15 protein-coding genes and 1 tRNA gene are annotated in these 13,221 nt (G+C 65.5%); 6 read left to right on the plus strand and 10 right to left on the minus strand.

Annotated elements, in window-relative coordinates:
• The first annotated feature begins 230 nt into the window (after nucleotides 1-230).
• Both ACIQCM_RS05075 and ACIQCM_RS05080 read left to right on the plus strand, forming a co-directional pair.
• Nucleotides 231-1,430: an acetyl-CoA C-acetyltransferase gene (locus ACIQCM_RS05075; protein ID WP_400604414.1), complete on the plus strand. Its 1,200-nt coding sequence runs from the start codon at nucleotides 231-233 to the stop codon at nucleotides 1,428-1,430.
• Nucleotides 1,430-1,927: an aminoacyl-tRNA deacylase gene (locus ACIQCM_RS05080; protein ID WP_400604416.1), complete on the plus strand. Its 498-nt coding sequence runs from the start codon at nucleotides 1,430-1,432 to the stop codon at nucleotides 1,925-1,927. Before ACIQCM_RS05075 ends, ACIQCM_RS05080 begins: the two co-directional genes overlap by 1 nt.
• 74 nt (nucleotides 1,928-2,001) lie before the next feature.
• On the opposite strand, the gene rplL is transcribed toward ACIQCM_RS05080, so the two are convergent.
• The 8 genes from rplL to ACIQCM_RS05120 form a co-directional block, all read right to left on the minus strand.
• On the minus strand, nucleotides 2,002-2,379 hold the full coding sequence (rplL, locus tag ACIQCM_RS05085; protein WP_377214658.1) for a 50S ribosomal protein L7/L12: 378 nt from the start codon (nucleotides 2,377-2,379) through the stop codon (nucleotides 2,002-2,004).
• 77 nt (nucleotides 2,380-2,456) lie between these two features.
• Nucleotides 2,457-3,050 carry a 50S ribosomal protein L10 gene (gene rplJ, locus ACIQCM_RS05090; RefSeq protein WP_400604418.1) on the minus strand — a complete coding sequence of 198 codons (594 nt, stop codon included), beginning with the start codon at nucleotides 3,048-3,050 and terminating at the stop codon, nucleotides 2,457-2,459.
• Nucleotides 3,051-3,343: 293 nt separating this feature from the next.
• A complete protein-coding gene (locus ACIQCM_RS05095; protein WP_400604420.1) occupies nucleotides 3,344-4,462 on the minus strand; it encodes a GNAT family N-acetyltransferase in 1,119 nt (372 codons plus the stop codon).
• Nucleotides 4,463-4,595: 133 nt separating this feature from the next.
• Nucleotides 4,596-5,303, minus strand: a complete 708-nt coding sequence (rplA, locus tag ACIQCM_RS05100) for a 50S ribosomal protein L1 (RefSeq protein WP_377214655.1) — start codon at nucleotides 5,301-5,303, stop codon at nucleotides 4,596-4,598.
• A gap of 182 nt (nucleotides 5,304-5,485) precedes the next feature.
• Nucleotides 5,486-5,917, minus strand: coding sequence for a 50S ribosomal protein L11 (gene rplK / locus ACIQCM_RS05105; RefSeq protein WP_377214654.1), 432 nt, complete (start codon nucleotides 5,915-5,917; stop codon nucleotides 5,486-5,488).
• A gap of 128 nt (nucleotides 5,918-6,045) precedes the next feature.
• Nucleotides 6,046-6,906, minus strand: coding sequence for a transcription termination/antitermination protein NusG (gene nusG / locus ACIQCM_RS05110; protein WP_400604422.1), 861 nt, complete (start codon nucleotides 6,904-6,906; stop codon nucleotides 6,046-6,048).
• Between the two features lie 115 nt (nucleotides 6,907-7,021).
• Nucleotides 7,022-7,306 carry a preprotein translocase subunit SecE gene (gene secE / locus ACIQCM_RS05115; protein ID WP_400604424.1) on the minus strand — a complete coding sequence of 95 codons (285 nt, stop codon included), beginning with the start codon at nucleotides 7,304-7,306 and terminating at the stop codon, nucleotides 7,022-7,024.
• 81 nt (nucleotides 7,307-7,387) lie between these two features.
• Nucleotides 7,388-7,460: transfer RNA gene (locus ACIQCM_RS05120), tRNA-Trp, on the minus strand.
• 293 nt (nucleotides 7,461-7,753) lie between these two features.
• Between ACIQCM_RS05120 and ACIQCM_RS05125 the strand changes: the two genes are divergently transcribed.
• Nucleotides 7,754-8,971 (plus strand): pyridoxal phosphate-dependent aminotransferase, encoded by a 1,218-nt coding sequence (locus tag ACIQCM_RS05125; protein WP_400604426.1) that lies wholly within the window; start codon nucleotides 7,754-7,756, stop codon nucleotides 8,969-8,971.
• Between the two features lie 146 nt (nucleotides 8,972-9,117).
• Here ACIQCM_RS05125 and ACIQCM_RS05130 read toward each other — a convergent pair whose 3' ends face one another.
• A complete protein-coding gene (locus tag ACIQCM_RS05130; protein WP_400604427.1) occupies nucleotides 9,118-9,795 on the minus strand; it encodes a LuxR C-terminal-related transcriptional regulator in 678 nt (225 codons plus the stop codon).
• Nucleotides 9,792-11,126 (minus strand): PspC domain-containing protein, encoded by a 1,335-nt coding sequence (locus ACIQCM_RS05135; protein WP_400604429.1) that lies wholly within the window; start codon nucleotides 11,124-11,126, stop codon nucleotides 9,792-9,794. Before ACIQCM_RS05135 ends, ACIQCM_RS05130 begins: the two co-directional genes overlap by 4 nt.
• A 125-nt stretch (nucleotides 11,127-11,251) precedes the next feature.
• Between ACIQCM_RS05135 and ACIQCM_RS05140 the strand changes: the two genes are divergently transcribed.
• From ACIQCM_RS05140 to ACIQCM_RS05150, 3 genes are read left to right on the plus strand one after another with little or no spacing between them, the layout of a single operon-like run.
• Nucleotides 11,252-12,676: a PspC domain-containing protein gene (locus ACIQCM_RS05140; protein WP_400604431.1), complete on the plus strand. Its 1,425-nt coding sequence runs from the start codon at nucleotides 11,252-11,254 to the stop codon at nucleotides 12,674-12,676.
• 1 nt (nucleotide 12,677) lies between these two features.
• On the plus strand, nucleotides 12,678-12,947 hold the full coding sequence (locus ACIQCM_RS05145) for a hypothetical protein (protein WP_400604433.1): 270 nt from the start codon (nucleotides 12,678-12,680) through the stop codon (nucleotides 12,945-12,947).
• Nucleotides 12,948-12,950: 3 nt separating this feature from the next.
• A complete protein-coding gene (locus tag ACIQCM_RS05150) occupies nucleotides 12,951-13,208 on the plus strand; it encodes a PspC domain-containing protein (protein ID WP_400604435.1) in 258 nt (85 codons plus the stop codon).
• Nucleotides 13,209-13,221: the final 13 nt, after the last annotated feature.

Genomic DNA, 13,221 nt, shown 5'->3' on the forward strand with positions numbered 1-13,221 from the left:
CGCTATATGAAGGCTGAAGGTAAACAGGGAAGACGCAAATATCCACGATACGGCAAAATATCCTACGTGTCTACCCCACATCCCGCCGGATTGCAAGCACGGATTCACTGCTGTCCCCCGGGCCCGTAAGCCGCTCCCCGGGTTCCGGAGGCCAGGGTTTGAATAGTTGGGTGACCGGGGTCACGATAGCCTTAGTGGCCTTACACCGGATCAGATGGGAAGAGATAGCAATGGGCAACACCCCCGACAACGGCGACGTTGTCATCGTCGCAGCAGCGCGGACCCCGCAGGGCCGCATCAACGGCCAGCTGGCCAGCTTCACCGCCGTGGACCTTGGCGCCCACGCCATCAAGGCCGCGCTGGCCAAGAGCGGCCTGGACGCGGAGCAGGTGGACGCCGTGATCATGGGCCAGGTGTTGCAGGCGGGAGCCGGCCAGAACCCGGCCCGCCAGAGCGCCGTCGCCGCAGGCATCGGCTGGGACGTTCCCGCGGTCACCCTGAACAAGGTGTGCCTGTCCGGCCTCACCGCCGTCATCGATGCGGCCCGGCTGATCCGCTCCGGCGAGGCCACCGTGGTGGTGGCCGGCGGACAGGAATCCATGACCCGCGCTCCGCACGTCCTTCCCGGATCGCGCCAGGGCTGGACCTACGGCACCATCGGTGCCCTGGATTCGGCCGCCCATGACGGGCTGACGGACGCCTTCGACGGTGAATCCATGGGCCTGTCCACGGAGAAGCGCAACCTGACACTCGGCATCGACCGGACCTCGCAGGACGAGGTGGCTGCGCAGTCGCACCAGCGCGCTGCGCTGGCGGCCAAGAATGGAACGTTCGACGACGAGATCGTCGCCTTGAGCGTGAAGCAGCGCAAGGGCGACCCCCTTCAGGTGGAAACCGATGAGGGCGTCCGGCCCAACACGTCGGTGGAATCACTGGCAGGGCTTCGCGCCGCATTCGTCACGGACGGAACCATCACAGCCGGGAACTCCTCTCCCCTGTCGGACGGAGCGGCTGCGCTGATCCTTACCTCACGGGGCTACGCGGAACAGCACGGCCTTGAGTACCTGGCCGTAGTGGGCAAGCCCGGACAGGTGGCAGGGCCGGATAACTCGCTGCATTCCCAGCCCGCGAACGCCATCGCGCATGCCCTTGGCCGCGCCGGCTGGAGCACCTCGGACCTGGACTTCATCGAGATCAACGAGGCGTTCGGATCCGTCGCCGTCCAGTCCCTGAAGGACCTGGACTACCCGCTGGAGAAGTGCAACATCCACGGCGGTGCCATCGCATTGGGCCACCCGATCGGCGCCTCCGGTGCCCGGCTGGCCACCCATGCAGCGCATGAGCTGAAGCGCCGCGGCTCGGGCAAGGCCGCCGTGGCCCTGTGCGGCGGCGGCGGCCAGGGCGAAGCCCTCCTGCTGTACCGCGACTGATGGCGAACGCCCGCGGGGAGGCGGGGGACGGCGTCGGCCGTGAACGTTTCCTGGCCGACGCCGCGGCGCGGGGGCTCCACGTTGAAGTGGTGGAGCGTCCGGCAGCCCGGAGTCTGGAGGAAGCCGCGGCCGGGATGGGCATCTCCCCCGCGGACATCGTCAAGTCCCTGGTGGTGAAGCATAAGGACGGTACTTTCCTCTTCGCCCTGGTTCCCGGTGACCGGCAGATTTCGTGGCCCAAGCTGCGCGCTCTGGTGGGGGTGAACAGGCTCTCGCTCCCGCCGGCGGGCGTGGCGTTGGAGGCCACCGGCTATGAGCGCGGCACCATCACGCCGCTGGGCAGCACCACCGCCTGGCCGGTATACGCGGATGCCAGCATCACCGGCCGCCGCATCTCCATGGGTGCCGGGGCGCAGGGCGTCAGCGCCTTCGTGGACGCCGACGCCCTGACGGAAGCCCTTGGAGCGGTGGTTGCGGACATCAGCGATCCCAACTAGCCCCGCCAGCCTTCGGTAGACGCAAAGAACCCCGCCCACCGGAGTGGACGGGGTTCTTTGCGGAATAAACGCTGTTACTTGAGGGTAACGGTTGCGCCTGCAGCCTCGAGCTGCTCCTTGGCCTTCTCGGCGGTCTCCTTGTTGGCACCTTCGAGGACAGCCTTGGGTGCACCGTCAACCAGGTCCTTGGCTTCCTTGAGGCCGAGGGAGGTGATGGCGCGGACTTCCTTGATCACTGCGATCTTCTTGTCGCCAGCAGCTTCGAGGATGACGTCGAAGTCAGTCTTCTCTTCAGCCTCTTCTGCAGCGCCGCCGGCAGCGGGGCCAGCAACTGCAACAGCAGCAGCGGTAACTTCGAAGGTCTCTTCGAAGAGCTTAACGAACTCGGAGAGCTCGATGATGGTCAGTTCCTTGAAAGCTTCAATGAGCTCTTCGTTGCTGAGCTTCGCCATGGTAGGCGTCCTTCCTGTTGTGGTGTTCAGCGGCGCGGGGCCGTGCATCACACCGGAGTCTTGTGGGGTAAAGAGAATTAGTTCTCTTCGGCAGCTGCGGCTTCGGCAGGTGCTTCAGCACCGGCTTCTGCTTCAGCGGCGGGAGCTTCTTCAGCGGCGGGCGCCTCGGCAGCTGCCGGTGCACCGTTCTCTTCTTCAAGCTTGAGGCGCAGTGCGTCAATGATGCGTGCAGCTGCGGCTGCGGGTGCCTTGAGGACGCCTGCAACCTTGGCGAGCTGCAGCTCGCGGGACTCGAGTGCTGCCAGGGCAGCAACTTCGCTGGCGTTCAGTGCCTTGCCCTCGAAGTAACCGGTCTTGATGACCAGCTGCTTGTTGGCCTTGGCAAAATCCGTCAGGCTCTTGGCAGCGGCAACTGCGTCACCCTTGATGAACGCGATTGCAGTGGGGCCGGCAAGCTGGCCGTCGAATGCTTCGACGCCGGCTTCCTTGGCTGCAATGGCGGTCAGGGTGTTCTTGACGACCGCGAACTTGGTGTCCTGGCCGAGAGAAACACGCAGCTGCTTGAGCTGTGCAACGGTGAGCCCGCGGTATTCGGTCAGGACAGCGGCGTTCGATTCCTTGAAATCGTTAGTGATCTCAGCTACTGCTGAAACCTTGGTAGGCGTTGCCATAACCCTCCTTCCGGGGATAGTGCCGGTATTCGACGGTCCCCGCTCAGAAGAGCTAAAACTAAAAACGCCCCGCGCAGATGCACGGGGCTTGGCTCAACACGGTGTTCCGCGGAGCGTTGCTTCGTTCACCTGCGCCGGCCGCCCTGCGTTGAGGGTCCTTCGTCCGGAAAGCCACTGGGCCTGCCGCGCATGACTGCAGAATTGAGTCATGTTCGGGAGAGTGGATTTCCAACAACCGACGGTCTTTGGTCATCCCAGTCTACGGGAGCCGGCGCAGCGCACCAAATCGGGGCTCAACTGGTGCTGGTGTGGAGCCGCGGGAGCTCTTTCTGCCAGATCCCGGTGACGCCCGCTGTGTGGAAGCCCAGCTGCTGGTTGACCGTCAGCAGGTACCTGTTTTCCGGGGCGTTCCAGGTGTAGATCACCCGGGCATCAGGGAACTGCTCGGTGAGGCGTTCCATGTTGGCCACCTTGATGAGCAGGCCCAGCTTGTTGCCCCGGTGCTCCTGGAGGACGATCGTGTCGTCCTGGAACACCACGTCCGCGCGGTGGGCCAGGACAGTGATGGTGGTCAGCCCCGCCAGGGCTCCGCTGGCGAGATGCTCGACGGCGGTGACCACCGTGCGCCGGCCCTGCGCGATGGCGACCTCTTCGGCTTCCCTGAGGATGCCGCCGTCGAACACCACGTCCTGCTCCACCGGCACGTCAAGGTCGGGGTCCACGTTGGCACCGGCCTGGTTCTCCAGGGCGGCCACGGCCTCCAGCCAGCGCTCGGGGCAGCGGTCCGTCCAGTGATGGAGGCGGTAGCGGCCGTGGTTGGCTTCCTCGGCCTCCGCCTGAAGGTCCGCCACGAGCTTGGTGTCCAGGGGCAGCGCACAGGAACTGAATTGTTCGATGTGCTGGAGCGTGTAGCCCATCTTCCGGGCGAACTCCACCTCGCGGCTTTCCAGCGGCACGAACCCCTGGCCGGAGCCCGGGACCAGCTGCTCGGGCTCGAACTCATGCAGCGAGGCACCGGGATGGTTGGTGTCCACCAGGATCATGGTGCGGCCCTCGCCCCGGGCGAACTGCTCCGCAGCCTCCAGCAGGCGGCGCCCCACGCCCTGCCGTTGGAATTCGGGCAGGATGTCCAGGGTAAATTCGGCGATGTCCAGATGATCCGTCAGCGGGAGGGCAATGTCGACGGTGCCCACGATGGCGCCCTCCACTTTGGCCACGAGGATCAGCTGGCGCTCGTAGGGATCCTGGAATTCCAGCAGCTTCTCAAGGGGACCGTACGCGAGGTCATCGCTCCCCCAGGTCTGCATGCGCACTTTCCGGCCCACCTCGACGGCGGCCAGGAAGTCTGCGGCGTCCGCGGTTTCCAGCGATTCGGGAATCCAAAGCTGTTCGATCTTCACGTCTTTTGCCATTGGGGGCATTCTGCCAGCATATGCCGGTTGGAGCCCCGCCGGGTTAAGCGGGATGTCTTAAGCGAAAACCGCCCGGCGCATTCGCCGGGCGGTTTTCGTGGCTCCATTCGGAGCGGGAGTTTCCAACGAGGACTTATGCCTCGGTGAGCACCTTGGTGACGTTGGGGTCAACGGAGATGCCGGGACCGAAGGTGGTGGCAACCGTCGCCTTCTGGATGTAGCGGCCCTTGGAAGCGGACGGCTTCAGGCGAAGCACCTCTTCCAGTGCTGCTGCGTAGTTCTCAGCCAGCTTGACGGCGTCGAAGGACACCTTGCCGATGATGAAGTGGAGGTTGGAGTGCTTGTCGACGCGGAAGTCGATCTTGCCGCCCTTGATGTCGTTGACAGCCTTGGTGACGTCTGCGGTCACGGTGCCCGTCTTGGGGTTCGGCATCAGGTTACGGGGACCCAGCACCTTTCCGAGGCGGCCAACCTTGCCCATGAGGTCAGGGGTGGCAACGGCCGCGTCGAAGTCGGTCCAGCCGCCGGCGATCTTTTCGATCAGGTCGTCGGAACCAACGAAGTCGGCGCCGGCTGCGATTGCTGCCTCAGCCTTGTCACCGGTGGCGAATACCAGGACGCGGGCGGTCTTGCCGGTGCCGTGGGGCAGGTTGACCGTGCCGCGGACCATCTGGTCGGCCTTACGGGGGTCAACGCCCAGGCGGAAGGCGACCTCGACGGTGGCGTCGAACTTGGACGGGTTGGTGTCCTTGGCGAGCGTTACTGCCTCGAACGGCGCGTAGAACTTCTCCGCGTCGATCTTGGCGGCTGCTGCCTCATATGCTTTGCTGCGCTTTGCCATGCTGCTTATTTCTCCTTGTGCAGTTGTGGTCTGCGGACCGCGCTGGGCCCTGCCACAGTCGGTGATCCGGAGCGTTATCCGGGCCGGATGACCAACATTTCAATGTTTCGATGGTGCCGGTTTCCCGGCGGTGCCGTTCGCCGTGGCCAATGGCACGAACCTGAACGGCCGGAAGGGGGTTATTAGCCCTCGACCGTGATGCCCATGGAGCGGGCGGTACCGGCGATGATCTTTGCTGCGCCTTCGAGGCTGGTGGCGTTGAGGTCTTCCATCTTGGTGCTGGCGATCTCGTTGACCTGGGCCTGGGTCAGCTTGGCAACCTTGACGGTGTGCGGGGTGGACGAACCCTTGGCAACGCCTGCAGCCTTCTTGATGAGCTCTGCAGCCGGCGGGGTCTTGGTGATGAACGTGAAGGAACGGTCCTCGTAGACGGTGATTTCCACGGGGATGACGTTGCCGCGCTGGGATTCCGTGGCAGCGTTGTACGCCTTGCAGAATTCCATGATGTTGACACCGTGCTGGCCAAGCGCGGGACCGATCGGCGGGGCCGGGTTAGCGGCACCTGCCTGGATCTGCAGCTTGATGAGGCCGGTGACCTTCTTCTTGGGAGCCAATGTAGGGTCCTTCTCTCAATAACGTCCTGGGGCACAGGAGCGTGCCTCAGGTTTTTGGCCGCCATGGCGAGGCGGCCGGCCGTTCCGGCACCGCTAAGCAGGCAGTGCCGGGACGAATTCTTGGATGATCAGATCTTGGTGACCTGGTTGAACGCCAGGGTGACCGGCGTTTCACGCTCGAAGATGGAAACCAGGACCACGAGGGTCTGGGATTCAACCTTGATTTCGGAAATCGTGGCGGGGAGGGTCTCGAACGGGCCCTCCTTGACGATGACGGACTCGCCGACCTCGAAGTCCACATCCACGGGGGCCTGGTGCTGCTTGTTGACCGGCTTGCCCTTCTCCGCCTGCTCTTCTTCGAAGACCGGGGCGAGCATGGAGAAGACCTCGTCCAGGCGCAACGGGACCGGGTTGTGCGCGTTACCCACGAAGCCGGTGACGCCCGGCGTGTGGCGGACGGCGCCCCAGGAGGCGTCGGTCAGGTCCATGCGGACCAGGACGTAGCCGGGGATGCGGACGCGGTTGATGACCTTGCGCTGGGCGTTCTTGATCTCAACGACTTCTTCCATGGGCACCTGGATCTCGAAGATGTAATCTTCCATGTCCAGGGTCTGGATGCGGGTCTCCAGGTTTGCCTTCACGCGGTTCTCATAGCCGGCGTAGGAGTGGATGACGTACCAGTCACCTTCCTGGCGGCGCAGCTTGGCCTTAAACTCTTCGGCGGGGTCCGCGGCTGCGGTGGCAGCAGCGGCAGCCAGGGCGTCGCCTGCCTCTTCCGAATCGGCGACGTCGGCACTTTCTGCGGCTTCGTCGTCGTCCGCTTCTTCAGCGGCGCTGTCAGCAGCGTCCGAATCAGCGGCGGCATCGGAATCAGCGGCGTCGGATTCGGGCGCGGAGGACTCAACCTCAGACGCGTCGCCGGCTTCCGCCGTGACATCCGCGGACTCTTCCAGCTCAGTCTCGGTTACCTCGAGCTCCTGCTCAGACACTTGGTCTCCTGCTTCCTCATTGCCTAACATGCCTATTTAAATGGCTCAATTCCGCACACCGGTGTTCCCTCCGGTTTCCCGGAGGAGGAACACGCAGCCTGCGGACCTTTCAGCCTTAGCTGTCCGTGGGGCCGGTACCGCCGAAGAGCCAGCCGACAGCGCTTCCGAAACCGAGGTCCAGCAGGCTGACGATGACCATCATGATGGCCACGAATACCAGCACCACGATCGTGTAATTGATCAGTTCCTTGCGGGTAGGTGCAACAACCTTCTTCAGTTCGCCGATGATCTGGCGGACGAAGAGCGCAATGCGGGCGAAGAAGTTTGCCTTGGCGTCCTTCTTAGCTGGGCGGCCCTTGGAGCTGCTGGCAGCTGTTTCGGTCACCTGGTCCTCGCTCATCTGCAAAGTGTTGGATTACCCGGCCCTGATCAGAACCATGGTTGCTGCGCTTGCCCCGGATTGTGTCCGGGACAGCTTGCGCAGGGCAGACAGGACTCGAACCTGCAACCTGCGGTTTTGGAGACCGCTGCGCTACCAATTGCGCCACTACCCTATGGAGCGAATTCCACGTTTCGGCACGAACCGCCAGCTTTCACTGAGGCGCACGCCATCATCCGTGTTTTCAACACCGGTGAACCAGTCTACGCAACATCTGCGCGTTAGTCGAACCAGCCCGTTCCGGTCCTGCCGCGTGCCGCACCGGTCCTGCCAGCCGCTGCCGGCACGCGGCAGGCGGTCAGTCATAAATCAGAACGGGCTCCCCGGAGGATCCGCAGATCAGCATAGAGTAGATCACGTCGAATCCCACATTCAGCCTCCCGGCTGCAAGCGTAGAACGGACCTGCCATGTCTGCCGCCCGCGTTTCCAAGCGCATTTCCGCCATTGCCGAATCCGCAACCCTGGCCGTTGACGCCAAGGCCAAGGCGCTGAAGGCAGCGGGCCGGCCGGTTATTGGGTTCGGGGCGGGCGAACCGGACTTCCCCACCCCGGACTACATCGTGCGGGCGGCCATCGAAGCGGCCGGCCAGCCGAAGTACCACCGCTATTCCCCCGCAGCCGGGCTGCCCGAGCTGAAGAAGGCCATCGCCGCGAAGACGCTGCGGGACTCCGGGTACGCCGTCGAGCCTTCCCAGGTCCTGGTGACCAACGGCGGCAAGCAGGCCGTGTACAACACCTTCGCGACGCTGGTGGACCCGGGCGACGAGGTTATTGTCCCCACCCCGTTCTGGACCACCTACCCCGAGGCAATCCGGCTCGCCGGCGGCGTTCCCGTAGAGGTGTTTGCCGGCCCGGAGCAGGATTACCTCGTGACGGTTGAGCAGCTCGAAGCCGCGGTCACGGACAAGACGAAGATCCTGCTGTTTGTTTCGCCGTCCAACCCCACCGGGTCGGTCTACTCGCCGGAGCAGGTGGCGGAGATCGGCAAGTGGGCCGCTGCGAAGGGCCTGTGGGTGGTCACCGACGAGATCTATGAGCACCTGACGTACGACGGCGTTCCCTTCACGTCCATCGCCACCGCCGCCCCGGAGCTCGGCGACAAGGTGGTCATCCTCAACGGCGTGGCCAAGACGTACGCGATGACCGGCTGGCGCGTGGGCTGGATGATCGGCCCGGCGGACGTCATCAAGGCGGCCACCAACCTGCAGTCGCACGCAACGTCCAACGTCTCCAACATCATGCAGATCGCTGCCCTGGCAGCCGTGTCCGGCCCGCTGACCGCCGTGGATGAGATGAAGGTTGCGTTTGACCGCCGCCGGAAGGCGATCGTCGCGGGCCTCAATGCCATCGAGGGTGTGGAATGCCCGACGCCGAAGGGCGCCTTCTACGTGTACGCGGACGTCCGTGCCCTGCTGGGCAAGGAATTCCCGACGGCGGCCGGCAGCGCCACGCCGCAGACCTCCGCCGAACTGGCTTCCCTGATCCTGGATGAGGTTGAGGTGGCGGTGGTTCCGGGCGAGGCGTTCGGTCCCTCCGGCTACCTGCGGCTCTCGTACGCGCTCGGCGACGAGGACCTGGCCACGGGCGTGCAGCGCCTCCAGGAGTTCCTCGGCAAGGCCCAGTAGGACGCCCTCTCACTTAACGCAGGAGAAACCCCAACGCTCTGTCACTCTTCTTCCTGAGAGTGATAGAGCGTTGGGGTTTAAGCCGTATCAAGTGAGGGAGCGTTTCGGGGAAAGAGGCATTAAGTGGGAGAGCGTCTGCCGGGGTACTAGAGGAGGCGGCGCTCCGCGGCCCACCTGGTGAGTTCGTGCCGGCTGGAGAGCTGCAGCTTGCGGAGCACCGCGGACACGTGGGTTTCCACGGTCTTGATGCTGATGAACAGTTCCTTGGCCACCTCCTTGTAGCTGTAGCCGCGGGCAATAAGCCGCATGACCTCGAGTTCCCGGGCGGAGAGCCGGTCCAGCTCGTCGTCGGCGATGTCCGCGGGCGCGGTGCCGAAGGCATCCAGCACGAACCCTGCGAGGCGGGGCGAGAACACGGCATCGCCGCCGGCCACCCGGAACACCGCATCGGTGATCTGCGCGCCGGAAATGGTCTTGGTGACGTAGCCGCGGGCGCCGGCGCGGATCACGGCCACCACATCCTCCGCGGAATCGGAGACGCTCAAAGCCAGAAACCTTGTGGTGGCCAGCAACTGCGCGGAGCCGGCGATGACCTCGCGCCCGCCGCCGCCCAGCCCGCCGGGAAGGTGGACGTCCAGCAGCACTACGTCCGGGCGCTTGTCGGTTATGACGGCGATGGCCTGTTCCACGGTGGCGGCCTCGCCTACCACGTCGATGGCGGGGCCAAGATCGGCCTTGAGTCCGGACCGGAAGATCGCGTGGTCGTCCACGATCACTACCCGCACGGAGTTGGCCGCTTCGTCGCCGCCGGAGCCGATGTTCATGCCGTTCCTTCCACGTTGTGTACAACCTGTGGCAGCCGCAGCCTGACCTCAGTTCCGTCCGCGCTGCTGAGGATGGTGGCCGAGCCGCCATGCCTCTGCATCCTGCCGATGATCGACTCGCGCACCCCGAGCCGGTCCGCCGGCACCTCCTGGAGGTCGAAACCCGGTCCGCGGTCCTTGACGAAAACGTCCACCTGCGATGCAGTGGCCTCCACGTACACGGACACGGGGCCGCCGCCGTGCCGGGATGCGTTCACCATGGCCTCCCGGGCCGCCTGGACCAGCGCCTCGTGTGCCTCTGTCATGGCAGCGTCACCCACAGCCACCACCTCCACGGGGTTAGCCAGCAGGTCCTCCACTTCGCCGGCAACCGCCTTGATCCGGTCCGATAGCTGTCCTGCCTCCCGGCCCGGATCCTGGAAGAGCCACCCGCGAAGTTCACGCTCCTGCGCCCGGGCCAGCCGGACGACGTCGTGCTCGTTTCCAGCCCTCCGCTGGATCAGCGCAAGGGTCTGGAGGACCGAATCGTGCAGGTGCGCGGCGATCTCGGCGCGCTCCATTTCGCGGACGCGGCCGGCACGCTCGGACTCGAGCTCGCGCCAGAACTTGAGCGCCCAGGGCAGCAGTACCAACACCACCCCGCCCAACACCGCCACCGACGCGAGCAGTGCCAGCCACGTCTGTTCCCACGAGCCCGAACCGGAAACCATCACCAGGACGCCCGCCACCACCAGGGCCATGCCCGCCGCGAGCCGTGCCCACCCCCCGGCCTGGTCTGCCTTGGTCTTGTCCACCAGGCCGGCGCGGCGCGTTTCGTCCAGCTGCATCCACGCAATCGACGCTCCACCCAGCACTGCGGCCGCCGGGATCAGCGTCCCGAGGGGCACGTCCACACCCAACACCTGGGCGATCATGATGCCAGCCACCAGAAGCAGCCCGGCGCCGAGCAGGATTTCCTTGCCGTACCGCATGCCCCCGGGCCGGAACCAGGGTGCGTGCGGTGCGCCGGCTGCTGCCGGTGCACCTGCGGGGGCCGCTGCGGCGGGAGCAACGGGCGACGACGGCCGCCGGGCTTCCCTGCGCGCGGCCTCATCCGCGGTGGGAACCATGATCCACAGCCATGCGTAGAACAGGATTCCGGCGCCGCCGGCCAGGACGGCGATGGCCATGCCGACGCGGACGTTCCGGACCGGCCAGCCCAGGTGCGCGGCAAGACCGGAGCAGACGCCGGCAATGACGCGGTCGCTGCTGCGGACCAGGGGCGGCCGTGCAGCCGCTTGCCATGCCGGGATCGACCGTTCGGATGGCTGCCCGGCGGGGATTGTTGCCATGGGTCAATCCAAGCACGGATCAGGGTCTCCCGGACCAGTATTGTCCGCCAACCGGGGACCGTTCAGGGACGGCTCAGGGTATCCCCCAGTAGAGTCGGAACGCGCCGAAGCGGGAGGATTTTGGTATGAATCCGCACACTCCGTCCCCGGACGGCAACGACTCGAACGACACCCCCCGCGCTGACTCCGGCAGCTCCCCCGGGGCCGGCTGGCCCGGCACGACAGGTTCGGGACAAACTCCTCCCCCGCCAGATCCGGCGCCGCGTTCCGGCGCAACGCCTCCGCCTGGCGCCGCACCGCGGACCGACTTCTTCAACTGGATCCGCAGCCACGGCGTCTACCGGAGTGACGACCGCTGGATAGGCGGCGTGTCCGGTGGCATCGCGTACCGGCTTGGCGTGGACCCGCTGATCATACGCGGCGTCTTCATTGTGCTGACCGTCTTTGCCGGCGTTGGCGTGCTCCTGTACGGGCTCGCCTGGGCGCTGCTTCCTGAGCCGGATGGGCGGATCCACACGCAGGAAGCGGGAGCCGGGCGCTGGTCCAGCGGCATGACCGGGGCGTTGATTGCCACCATCCTTGGCCTGACCGGCCTGGGCGGCGGTGTGTGGGGCTGGAACAACCAGGGCTTTGGCGGATTCCTCTGGACCGTTGTCTGGGTGGGCGGCGCCATTTACCTCGTCTACTACCTCTCCCAGCGAAACAACGGACCGCGGCCTGCGCTGCAGCCCCAGGCACCAGTACAGGCGCCGATGCCGATGCCGGGAGAAGCTCCGTCTGTTCCACAGCCTCCGGGGCAAAGCTATGGCGCGCAGTTCGCCGCCAGCCAGGGGTACGGGACCGGCAGGTACGGATCCGGGAACCATGCGGCACCGGACTACACGTACAACTACACCTACACTCCCCCCGTGCACCGTCCCCGCCCTGACGGACCGGGCGCACCGGCCGTAGCGATCGCGGCCGGCCTGGCACTGCTGGTGGGCGGCGGCCTCAAGGCACTCGACGCCGCGGATGCCGTCAACCTGGGGCTGTCGGCGAACGCGGTGGTCTGGGCTTCGGCGGCGGCAGTCTTCGGGTTGGCCATCCTCATTGCCGGGGCCCGTGGCCGGACAGCCGGGATCCTGAGCCTCTTCGCCGTGGTGGCCCTGGTTGCGGGCGGCATCTCCACCGTCCTCGGCGCCGGGGACCGCGCACGGTTCCAGGAAGTGGACTGGACACCGATCACCGTTGAGGAAGCCGCCGAAGGCTTCGACATCACGGCGGGCCGCGGAACAATTGACCTCACGGACCTTGACCTGGACGCGCCGCTGCCGTCCGACGTCGTAATTCCCCTCGACGTCACCGCCAGCAATGTGACGGTGGTAATCCCCGGCAATATTCCCGTGGACGTCCAGACGGACATGACCATGGGCAATCTCAACGAACCGGGCGGCCAGCGCGGCGGCACCACCCAGCGGGAGAGCAACTACAACACCGGAGAACCCGGCGGCCACCTCGTTATCGAAATCGATGGCGCATTCAGCAACGTCACCATCCAGGAAGGCAATTGAGATGAGCAACAACAATCCGGCAGCGGAAAATTCGACGGCGGCGGGCGCTGTCCCGGGCGGCCCGGCACCTGCACGGGTGGGAACCATAGTGTGGGGGCTGATCGTCCTGGCCCTCGCAGCGCTCACCATCATCGCGCAGCTTGGCCTGGTGGTGCTCAACGGAACCTACGTGCTGATCGGTCTCATGATCGGTGCTGGCGCGGCACTGGTCCTCGGCGGAGTGCTGTCGGCCCGAAAACGTGACAACGGCTCCGCGACAGGGAAGCCTTAAGCCATGGACAAGTTCTTCAACATCGTCAGGGGCCTCGGCCTGAAGCGCGGCCCGGAACGCTGGCTGGGCGGGGTGCTGGGCGGCATCGCGGCCAAGCTGAACGTGGATGTGGCGTACGTCCGCATCGCGTTCCTTGTGCTCTCGCTCCTGCCGGGGCCGGCCTTCGTGTTCTACCTCATTGCCTGGGCGGTCATCCCGGACCAGCGGAACACCATCCTGCTCCAGTCCTTCCTGGAGCGGCGCTCTCTCAACGGCCGCTAACGGGTCGGCGGGT

The sequence above is a fragment of the Pseudarthrobacter sp. NPDC092439 genome (assembly GCF_044754945.1).
Taxonomy (GTDB): domain Bacteria; phylum Actinomycetota; class Actinomycetes; order Actinomycetales; family Micrococcaceae; genus Arthrobacter.

Bases quoted from the DNA above. Each gene is read 5' to 3' on its own strand.
- ACIQCM_RS05075 (WP_400604414.1), top strand. From the start codon at position 231: ATGGGCAACACCCCCGACAACGGCGACGTTGTCATCGTCGCAGCAGCG.
- ACIQCM_RS05080 (WP_400604416.1), top strand. From the start codon at position 1,430: ATGGCGAACGCCCGCGGGGAGGCGGGGGACGGCGTCGGCCGTGAACGT.
- rplL (WP_377214658.1), bottom strand. From the start codon at position 2,379: ATGGCGAAGCTCAGCAACGAAGAGCTCATTGAAGCTTTCAAGGAACTG.
- rplJ (WP_400604418.1), bottom strand. From the start codon at position 3,050: ATGGCAACGCCTACCAAGGTTTCAGCAGTAGCTGAGATCACTAACGAT.
- ACIQCM_RS05095 (WP_400604420.1), bottom strand. From the start codon at position 4,462: ATGGCAAAAGACGTGAAGATCGAACAGCTTTGGATTCCCGAATCGCTG.
- rplA (WP_377214655.1), bottom strand. From the start codon at position 5,303: ATGGCAAAGCGCAGCAAAGCATATGAGGCAGCAGCCGCCAAGATCGAC.
- secE (WP_400604424.1), bottom strand. From the start codon at position 7,306: ATGAGCGAGGACCAGGTGACCGAAACAGCTGCCAGCAGCTCCAAGGGC.
- ACIQCM_RS05125 (WP_400604426.1), top strand. From the start codon at position 7,754: ATGTCTGCCGCCCGCGTTTCCAAGCGCATTTCCGCCATTGCCGAATCC.
- ACIQCM_RS05130 (WP_400604427.1), bottom strand. From the start codon at position 9,795: ATGAACATCGGCTCCGGCGGCGACGAAGCGGCCAACTCCGTGCGGGTA.
- ACIQCM_RS05135 (WP_400604429.1), bottom strand. From the start codon at position 11,126: ATGGCAACAATCCCCGCCGGGCAGCCATCCGAACGGTCGATCCCGGCA.
- ACIQCM_RS05140 (WP_400604431.1), top strand. From the start codon at position 11,252: ATGAATCCGCACACTCCGTCCCCGGACGGCAACGACTCGAACGACACC.
- ACIQCM_RS05145 (WP_400604433.1), top strand. From the start codon at position 12,678: ATGAGCAACAACAATCCGGCAGCGGAAAATTCGACGGCGGCGGGCGCT.
- ACIQCM_RS05150 (WP_400604435.1), top strand. From the start codon at position 12,951: ATGGACAAGTTCTTCAACATCGTCAGGGGCCTCGGCCTGAAGCGCGGC.